Source organism: Arthrobacter sp. AOP36-A1-22, from assembly GCF_052377615.1.
Taxonomy (GTDB): Bacteria; Actinomycetota; Actinomycetes; order Actinomycetales; family Micrococcaceae; genus Arthrobacter_H.
The window spans coordinates 1-8,750 of sequence record NZ_JBQSWX010000043.1 but is presented as its reverse complement, the minus strand read 5'-3'; the positions used below and the strand labels follow the sequence as shown (position 1 = coordinate 8,750).

Below are 8,750 nucleotides of genomic sequence, written 5' to 3'. Positions count from 1 at the left end.
ATGTAACTTTGACCTGCGGAGGTATCCATGGGCGTTGTGTTAAGGCCGATTGAGCGCGGGGAAAAGCCCCAAGTAGGTCATCAAGTGAGGTATTCAGTTCAGGCAAGAACGCATTTTCTGCAAGTTGTTTGAAATTAAGTTTGCTCACTTGATCTTTGACGACATCAAGTCTCGGAACTGGTCCAGGGGCTAGCGTGGAGAGGAAATCGTCAAATTTATATTGATCTCCTCCGAGTTGATGGTCCTCTATTCGAAGCCAAATCCAAGGGACGCCATATGCTTGGGCGATAATGATCCCGTGGAGTGATGTTGAAATACAACTATGGGCGGAAGAAATTTCGTCAATAACTTTCTCAAGACCCTGGGCAACATCGACTATATGCGTGGTGTTTTCGTTGGTTGCGGGGGGGGGAAGTACTTGGCGTGCGCGTAATGAGGCACAACAGCAACTGCGTCAGAAGCAGGAGCGGACTTTCGAGGCTTGTAAAACCGGGGCAGCAAAAGGCCTGGATCTCCGTAGATATCTGGCACGTGCCAGCCCAACTGCCTCCGTAGGTCATAGGCAGTCTTATGACCTCGCACTGCGCGCACTTTGACGTCTTCGTACGAGGCCAACCTCTTTAGACGCGCGTCCGCCAAAGGGCCCATGAGACCTGTTCCCCATATGTCAACGTGGTCGCGATCGAGGTGGCCGATGATGGATCCGACCGTCATTAAGCTTCGGCCTTCATGCTTCACGCGTCTTGAGTTGACGGGAGTGGATCCAGTAAGTCGTTCGACCAGCCAGGGTCCAATAGCATCCCCGAAATTACTCCTATTATCCCACCAGAAAACGCCAATATGATCTGGTGATAGAGAGAGACTGGGATCGTATTCAGTCGGGGCTGTTTCTGCTTGGTTCTTCAGCCAGCTTGTCCAATCGGTGACACCCTGAACGATGGCTTGGGTATCGGTTGCCAGCCAAGTGCCCAGAATGTGGCGTTCTGTGCTATCAATAACCAACCGGGCCTTTCCTACGAGTGTGTTGCGAAGATGCCGCTTGAGTTGTGTATCGCGACCAAGCGCCGAACCAATAACCTGCCCGTCCTCAAAAGAAAGATCAATTGACGCGGCGTTTCCGGCAATATTGAAGGAAACGACTAAGGTATGGGCATCATATTGCCAGATTTTGTTGATCAACGATCCTAGGGATTTAGACGCTCTAAGAAGGTGATCGAGTCGAACGATATTCACCATATCGGTTGGCACTTGTTTGGCACTCCTGATTTAGCTCGGGACGACGTGATGCTTCGCTGACGGCCAGCCGTAGTCGCCTATTCATGTGTTCACTAAATTTATTTTCGCACAGAATGATCTTCGTTAGAGTCTTGGAGGAGGACGGCAACAGATGCATCTGAAGACCCTGACCATTCGTGGATTCAAATCGTTCGCTTCAGCGACGACTTTTGAGTTCAAACTCGGCGTCACTGCCGTGGTTGGGCCGAATGGGTCCGGGAAATCTAATGTCGTTGACGCCTTGTCGTGGGTGATGGGGGAGCAGGGAGCCAAGACGCTCCGTGGCGGCAAGATGGAAGATGTCATCTTCGCCGGAACCTCTGGCCGTCCGGCGTTGGGGCGAGCTCAGGTCTCGCTAACTATCGATAATGCAGATGGTGCCCTGCCCATCGAATATTCAGAAGTGACGATCACTCGGACCCTGTTCCGGGCTGGCGGCTCCGAATATGCCATCAATGGTCAGTCCTGCCGCTTGCTTGATATCCAAGAGTTGCTTTCCGACACCGGATTGGGCCGGGAGATGCACGTCATCGTCGGGCAGGGGCAACTGGACCGTATCCTTCATGCCACATCGGATGAACGTCGAGGTTTTATTGAGGAAGCAGCCGGGGTGCTGAAGCACCGCAGACGTCGGGAAAAGACCGTACGCAAACTCGAGTCAATGGCCGCCAACCTCTCGCGCCTGCAGGACCTCACAGGAGAGGTTCGGCGCCAGCTGACACCGTTGGGTAAACAGGCTGACGTTGCACGGCGGGCACAATCGGTCCAATTTGAGGTACGCGATGCTCGTTCTCGGCTCCTGGCCGACGAATTGGTGACCCTCCAAGAAGCCCTCAATCGCGAAGTCGAAGACGAACGACGAATCCGTGTGCGACGGGACGAAGTGGAAGCGGAGGTTACTCGAGTTGGAGCTCGGCTCACGGAGCTGGAATCTGCTGCGGCGAGCATTGTTCCTGCCCTCAACTCCGCTCGAGAGACATGGCACGGGTTGAACACCATGAGAGAGCGGTACAGATCTCTGGACGCCTTGGCGAAGGAACGGGAACGCGGCCTGGCTGAGCAGAGTCGTGTCGTGCACGATCCGTCTCGGGACCCTGACCGGATGGAAAGCCAAGCACACCGTTTGCGCGTTGATCTGGAAGCGGTTGAGAACGAACGCGATGAGTTATCAGTTGTGCTTGATTCCGCGCTCATGGACCGGAAGGACTCGGAACAGGCTGCGGCCGAAGAAGCCCGTCGCATGACCGAATTGATGCGTGCCATAGCTGACCGTCGCGAGGGACTCGCTACCTTAGCCGGAAAGGTTGCCTCAGCACGCAGCCGCGTCGAATCACTCGAAGGTGAGTTGGGCAGACTGCGAGCATCGGCCGAAATCGCACGTGTACGCGGTTCTGAGGCACAAATGAAATATACAGAACTGGAACAGCAGGCTAGCGGTGTGGAGGACACGGAAGAGGACCTAGACGCTTCGCACGAATTGGCCGAGGAACGATTGGCATCCTGCGTTGGAGAGTTGGACCAGGTGGTTTCGCAGGAGCACGTAGCGGAACGCGAACGGCTCGATCTTCAAGCTCGTATTGACGCACTCCATGCGGCGATGAGCCGCAAGGATGCCTCCGAGGAGATTCTTGCAGCAGGGCACCAGGGCATCAGAGGGCGTATTAGCGCAGAAATCAGTGTTGCATCAGGCTATGACGGGGCAATTGCCGCCGCGCTGGGTACATACGCCGAGGCGCTAAGTGCCTGTAGCGCCGGTGACGCTCAGCAAGTCTTGGAAACAGTCCGCGAGCAGGAATCAGGCCGTGTCCACCTGATCTTTCCGCAAGCAACCGAGTCAGGTGCTTTTAGCTCGGACAAGCGGGAGGAAACGCACTCAAAAAGGATTCCATTGCCCGCTGGTGGTTTGTGGGCTTCCGGCCTTGTGGATGTCAATGAAGCCGCCCCCGACGGCCTCGCCGAAGCTGTCCGGCATCTTCTGCGCAACGTCGTCATCGCCGAAAATAGGGAAGTCGCTGTTGAACTCTTCACCGCAGCACCCCAAGTCACTGTGGTCACTCGGGACGGCGTGGTCCATTCGGCGCATAGCCTCGCCGGGGGATCTGGCACCGGCTCGTCGCTCCTGGAGCAGCAAGCCGCCATCGATGCCACCAACGTCGAACTATATGAGGCCACCGCATCCTACGAAAAGTTTCGTTTTCAACGTTCAGCGCTGGAAACTATACGTAACGAGGCCGCCGAGGCCGTCGAAACGGCCCTTGAAAAGCTATACCAATCAGACGCCCGCATTACTGGCGTTGCTGAACAGCTAGCAACTCGCGGGGCAACCGCCCGAGAAGCTGCCGCAGAAGTCGAAAGATCGAAAGGCCGGATCAGTGTTGCCACGGAGTCGGTGGCCGAAGCCAAGAAGACCCTGGCTGACCTTGAAGAACGTCTGGCTGCTACTCGGGCGGTCCCAACTGATGAAGAACCAGACAACTCAACGCGCGAGAGACTAGATGCAGAGGCCGGCAAGGCCCGTGAGCGAGAGATCGATGCACGGCTGGCTCTGCGCAGCTGCGAAGAGCAGGTCAAGAGCTTGTCGAGCCGCATTGAATCACTACTGAAATCTGCCGCGGGGGAACGCCATAACTGTGAACAGGCTGAGTGGAAAGCCGCGCTGCGACGTCGTCAAGCAAAACGTGCCCGAGCCGTCGGACAAGCGATTTCCTTTGTGTACGAACGACTTGAAAGCTCATTGCAGGAAGCTGCTGACGAACACGCTCGGCTAACAGAACACCGCGACCGGATAAATCACGAGCTGGGGCAAACCAGAACACGATCAAGCGAACTAGGTACTGAGTTGGCCGGGCTCGCTGACTCTGTTCATCGTGATGAGCTGTCCCGCGCCCAACAGCACCTGCGCATCGAAAGCCTTGAAGCCAGGGCCCTTGGCGAGTTGGGGATGACACCGGAGCATCTTCTTGAAAACTATGGCCCCGACCTACCGGTGCCACAACCTGACCAGGAAAGCGATAAGTGGGCGGCTTTACGTCAAGACGTGGACGTAGACGGAAACCCTGTGCCGGTGGGACGCCCCTTCGACCGTCAGGAACAGGAAAAACGTTTACGCAAGGCAGAAAAAGATCTAACGTCCTTGGGCAAGGTCAATCCTTTAGCCTTAGAAGAATTTGCGGCACTTGAGGAACGTCACAGGTTCCTAGCGGAGCAACTTGAGGATCTGAAATCCAGCCGCAAAGATCTTCTGGACATCATCCGCGACGTGGATGAACGCGTTGAACGTGTCTTCACGGAGGCGTTCCAAGACACGGCCGAACAGTTCGAACAAGTCTTTGCCACACTATTCCCGGGCGGTGAGGGAAAACTGGTGTTGACCGACCCAGACGACATGCTCAATACAGGGATCGAAGTGCAAGCCCGTCCAGCCGGCAAAAAGATCAAGCGACTCTCACTACTCTCTGGTGGAGAGCGCTCATTGACTGCTGTTGCGCTCCTCGTCGCGATCTTCAAAGCCCGCCCATCACCGTTCTATGTGATGGATGAGGTTGAGGCTGCCCTAGACGATACGAATTTGGGGCGCCTACTGGTGATTTTCCGGGAGCTCCAAGAAGTCAGTCAGCTGATCATTATCACGCATCAAAAGCGCACGATGGAGATCGCTGACGCCCTGTATGGCGTCTCCATGCGCGGCGATGGGGTCACGAAGGTCATAAGCCAGCGCCTAGGGTAGGGGACAGCTGAATGGTATCAGTGCGATAAGAAGAGGGCGGTGCCACTGGCTGAGGCCTAAAGGCGGCTGCGCAAAAGTGTTTTAGGTTCCACGAGGGGCGAGAAGACGGCCCTTACCGGCTTGATCTCTGCGAATATGGAGACGGCAACAGCCCCGAAGATGAACAGGACCGTGGTGGCTGTCGGCTGTCCCATGGTTCTCCAAGTTGATGCACCAACGAGTGTCAGAACCTGCAGGTGGAGCAGATACGGGTACATGGTGTGTTGGCCTGCCGTTGCTATCCATCGACCCAGCCGCGAGGGTGCGCCGGTTTGGCCTGGCAGGGCGACCAGAAATGCGGTGGCTGTTGCCGCAGCGACCATCAGCACGAGCAGACGAACTGCCATCCCTGTGAGGCAGCCTTGCTCGAGGTCCTCGTAGGAGGACTTCCCGAGAAATGGGGTACGCCAAAAGTCCTTGCCCAGTACCACGACCACGATCGCGAGGATGGCCAGGTAGGCAGTTGCGCCCCAGCGGAGGAGGGATATGCGCCGCCATACGGTGATCTGCTCGACGAGCCAGGGGCCCATGAGGAAGAGCGGCAGAAAGAAGAAGATACGAGAAATCGATAGCCAACTACCTATCTGCGCGCTGAGCCCTGCCAGCAGGGACAGAAGTAGTGATATAGGTACGGCCAATGGCAGACCACTGAACCACGGTGCCAGAAGACGCCAACCCGCGAGGGCAACCAAGAACCAGAGTCCAAAGGTCTGGTTGGTAAATGACCAACTAGGCTCCGTGCCGTCGAGGAACCAGGCTAGAGCGAAGGCGACCAGTTGGAAAACAATATAGGGAAGAAGTAACTGCCACCATATTTTGGACAGGTTCTTGCCGTTCGCTTCCGCACGTCGTGCGCCCCAGCCGGCAAGGATCACGAAGACGGGAATATGGAACGTATAAAGGACATTTGACACGATGACAGCGAGCCCGCTCTCGGATCGCATCTCGCCCACGGCATGTCCCGTGACAACCAAGACGATGGCGATCCAGCGAGCCTGGTCTATCCAACTCTGGCGTTGGCGCATGACGGTCTTGCCCGGACTCTTCGTTGAACTCACATTCATACTTTCGACGGTCTGGCCCGCGGAGGAACAGTGGCCAGCCTATCTGCAGTATCAGCGGCAGGCGGTTCTCTTCGGCGACGGAAGCTATCGAAAGAGGAGACGGATCAATGCTTCGAGGACTGCTGAGCCGGGGATCGTGGAACGGGCTATACGGCTTCTTTGACGTTATGCTCCGGGACACGAATCCACGCGGCAGCCCCCACCAAGCCGATGATCCCGGTGACGCCGAAAGCCCAACCAAAGCCCATCTGATCGGCGATGAGACCGGCGACCACCGGCCCCAGAATGGCTCCGGAATCACTGGCCATCTGGAACCCGGCCATGACCTTGCCGCCATTATGCTCGCGACCGATGACGTCGGCCACCGCCGCTTGTTGGGCGGGGTTCATGAACCCGATGCCCGCGCCGGCGATGATCGACAGCGCGATGAACAGCACCGCGTTATCGGTCAACCCGATCCCGGCCATCGCCAGTGACCCCACCGTGAGTCCCACCAGAACCGGCATGCGCCGACCGTGTTTATCCGTGATGCGGCCGGCGACGGTGAGCGCAACCCCGTTGCCGACGGCGAAGATCCCCAGCGACAAGCCCGCCAGCGCGGCCCCGTCGTCGAAGACTTGGGCGGCGAAGAGCGGCACCATGGCCACCCGCACCCCGAAGTTGGACCAGCCGTTGGCAAATCCGGAGACCAGGGCGGCCCGATAGGTCGGGCTCTTCACGGCGGCAACGAAGCGCATCGCCGGACGATCGTCACGGGCGCCGCGCGTGGCTGAAGAACGGACACCCAACAGCGATAGGTAGACAATGGCGGCGGCAATGATCAGGGCGCCGCCGTAGATGAAGAACGGCAGGCGGTAACCGAAGACGGCCAGGAAGCCGCCCAGGACAGGGCCCACGATGTTTCCGATAAGGAATGATCCGGCATAGTACCCCGAGATCCGGCCCCTGATCTCGGTTGGTGCCAGCCGGGCGATTAGTGACATGGCCGAAACGGTGAACATGGTTGAACCCACGCCGCCCGCTGCCCTGAAAACCAGGAGCTGAGTGTAATCCTGGGCAAAGCCGCAGAGGATGGTCGAGACGGCCACGATGAGCACGCCCCCGACGTAGACGGGCGGCTCGCTCAGGGCCGAGGTCAACCGACCACTGACCGGAGCGAAAGCCAACCGGGTCAGGGCGAAGACACTGACGATGAAGCCCGCCTGGGCCAGATCCACATTGAAGCTCTTGGCGAATTGGGGCAGGATCGGCGCGATCAGACCGAAGCCCAGCGCAATGACGAAAGCTGCGGCAATCAAGACCTTGATCTCGCGGGGGATCGTCTGTTTCTGGGGGCTCAAGGAGGGTGTGCTCATCAAGCCAACAGCCTAGTCTGTGAGAAGCTTGTCCGGTGCCTACAGAAACCTTCCTGATCATTGCCATCGCCGTCGTCGTGGTCCTCGTAGTGGGCCTCGGGTCGGTTTTCTTCCTCCGCGGACGCAAGACGCCTCCAGGAACCTATACCGGACCCCGGGACGCCAATGACCCGGCCCCGGGCAGCAGCGGTGGCGGCAGAAGCGACACACTCACCCGACCGGGACAAGCCCCGACGCAGGACGCCGACGGCGGGGGAGGACCCGGAACCGCGCCCGCCCCCGAAGACAGCCTGGGCAAACGGGACATCGCCGTCGACGTCCCGGCACCGGTTCTGGGTCGGCTGGCCCGCCTGCGGGCACGTCTGGTCAAATCCAATAATGCCCTGGGCAAGGGGCTGCTCTCGCTGCTGTCCCAGGACAAGATCGACGAAGACGTCTGGGACGAAATCGAGGAAACGCTCCTGCTGGCGGACGTCGGCAGCGAACCGACCCACGAACTGGTCGAGGCACTGCGTGAACGGGTCAAGGTCGAAGGTCACCGGGACCCCGCACAGGTCCGTTCGATGCTGCGCACCGAATTGATCAAACTCGTCGACCCGAGCATGGACCGTTCTATCGTCTCCGACCGCCAGCCCACCGGCCCCTCGATCGTCATGGTCGTGGGCGTCAATGGTGTCGGCAAGACGACCACCATCGGCAAGCTCACCCGCGTCTTGGTCGCCGAGGACAAGGACGTGGTCCTTGGGGCCGCAGACACCTTCCGCGCGGCAGCCGCCGAACAGCTCGCGACCTGGGGTGCCCGGGTCGGCGTTCCCACGGTTCGTTCTCACGCCGACGGCGCGGACCCCGCCTCCGTGGCCTTCGAAGCGGTGAAGGTCGGCATCGAGCAGGAGGTCGACGTCGTCATGATCGACACGGCAGGCCGGCTGCAGAACAAGGTTGGACTCATGGACGAGCTCGGGAAGATCAAGCGCGTCGTTGAAAAACAGACTGCCGTCAACGAGGTCCTCCTCGTCCTGGACGCCACCACCGGGCAGAACGGGCTGAACCAGGCGAAGGTGTTCTCCGAGGTCGTCAACGTCACGGGGATCGTGCTGACCAAACTCGACGGCACGGCCAAGGGCGGCATCGTTATTGCCATTCAGCGTCAGCTCGGGGTACCGGTGAAGCTCGTCGGCCTGGGCGAAGGATCAGATGATCTGGCCCCCTTCGACGCCGAGGACTTCGTCGACGCGCTCCTAGACTAAGCCAGAGAAGAGCCCTGAACCCCCTTGTCAGTCGGGGCCTAGC

General features: G+C 58.7%; 6 protein-coding genes. 2 read left to right on the top strand and 4 right to left on the bottom strand.

Annotation, left to right across the window (positions count from 1 at the left end):
• Together ACT3S2_RS15465 and ACT3S2_RS15460 are read right to left on the bottom strand one after the other, a co-directional pair.
• A partial coding sequence (locus ACT3S2_RS15465; protein WP_444561895.1) for a hypothetical protein occupies positions 1 to 337 on the bottom strand: 337 nt, incomplete at its 3' end.
• A gap of 38 nt (positions 338 to 375) precedes the next feature.
• Positions 376 to 1,179, bottom strand: a complete 804-nt coding sequence (locus ACT3S2_RS15460) for a hypothetical protein (protein WP_444561894.1) — start codon at positions 1,177 to 1,179, stop codon at positions 376 to 378.
• Between the two features lie 208 nt (positions 1,180 to 1,387).
• On the opposite strand from ACT3S2_RS15460, the gene smc reads away from it, so the two are divergent.
• Positions 1,388 to 5,002, top strand: a complete 3,615-nt coding sequence (gene smc / locus ACT3S2_RS15455) for a chromosome segregation protein SMC (protein ID WP_444561893.1) — start codon at positions 1,388 to 1,390, stop codon at positions 5,000 to 5,002.
• A gap of 56 nt (positions 5,003 to 5,058) precedes the next feature.
• On the opposite strand, the gene ACT3S2_RS15450 is transcribed toward smc, so the two are convergent.
• Positions 5,059 to 6,099 carry an acyltransferase family protein gene (locus ACT3S2_RS15450; protein ID WP_444561892.1) on the bottom strand — a complete coding sequence of 347 codons (1,041 nt, stop codon included), beginning with the start codon at positions 6,097 to 6,099 and terminating at the stop codon, positions 5,059 to 5,061.
• Positions 6,100 to 6,251: 152 nt separating this feature from the next.
• On the bottom strand, positions 6,252 to 7,460 hold the full coding sequence (locus tag ACT3S2_RS15445) for an MFS transporter (RefSeq protein ID WP_444561891.1): 1,209 nt from the start codon (positions 7,458 to 7,460) through the stop codon (positions 6,252 to 6,254).
• A 35-nt stretch (positions 7,461 to 7,495) separates the two neighbouring features.
• On the opposite strand from ACT3S2_RS15445, the gene ftsY reads away from it, so the two are divergent.
• Positions 7,496 to 8,707 carry a signal recognition particle-docking protein FtsY gene (gene ftsY / locus ACT3S2_RS15440; protein WP_444561890.1) on the top strand — a complete coding sequence of 404 codons (1,212 nt, stop codon included), beginning with the start codon at positions 7,496 to 7,498 and terminating at the stop codon, positions 8,705 to 8,707.
• The last annotated feature ends 43 nt before the right edge of the window (positions 8,708 to 8,750 follow it).

Coding starts and splice junctions, on each gene's coding strand:
- smc (WP_444561893.1), top strand. CDS start 1,388: ATGCATCTGAAGACCCTGACCATTCGTGGATTCAAATCGTTCGCTTCA.
- ACT3S2_RS15445 (WP_444561891.1), bottom strand. CDS start 7,460: ATGAGCACACCCTCCTTGAGCCCCCAGAAACAGACGATCCCCCGCGAG.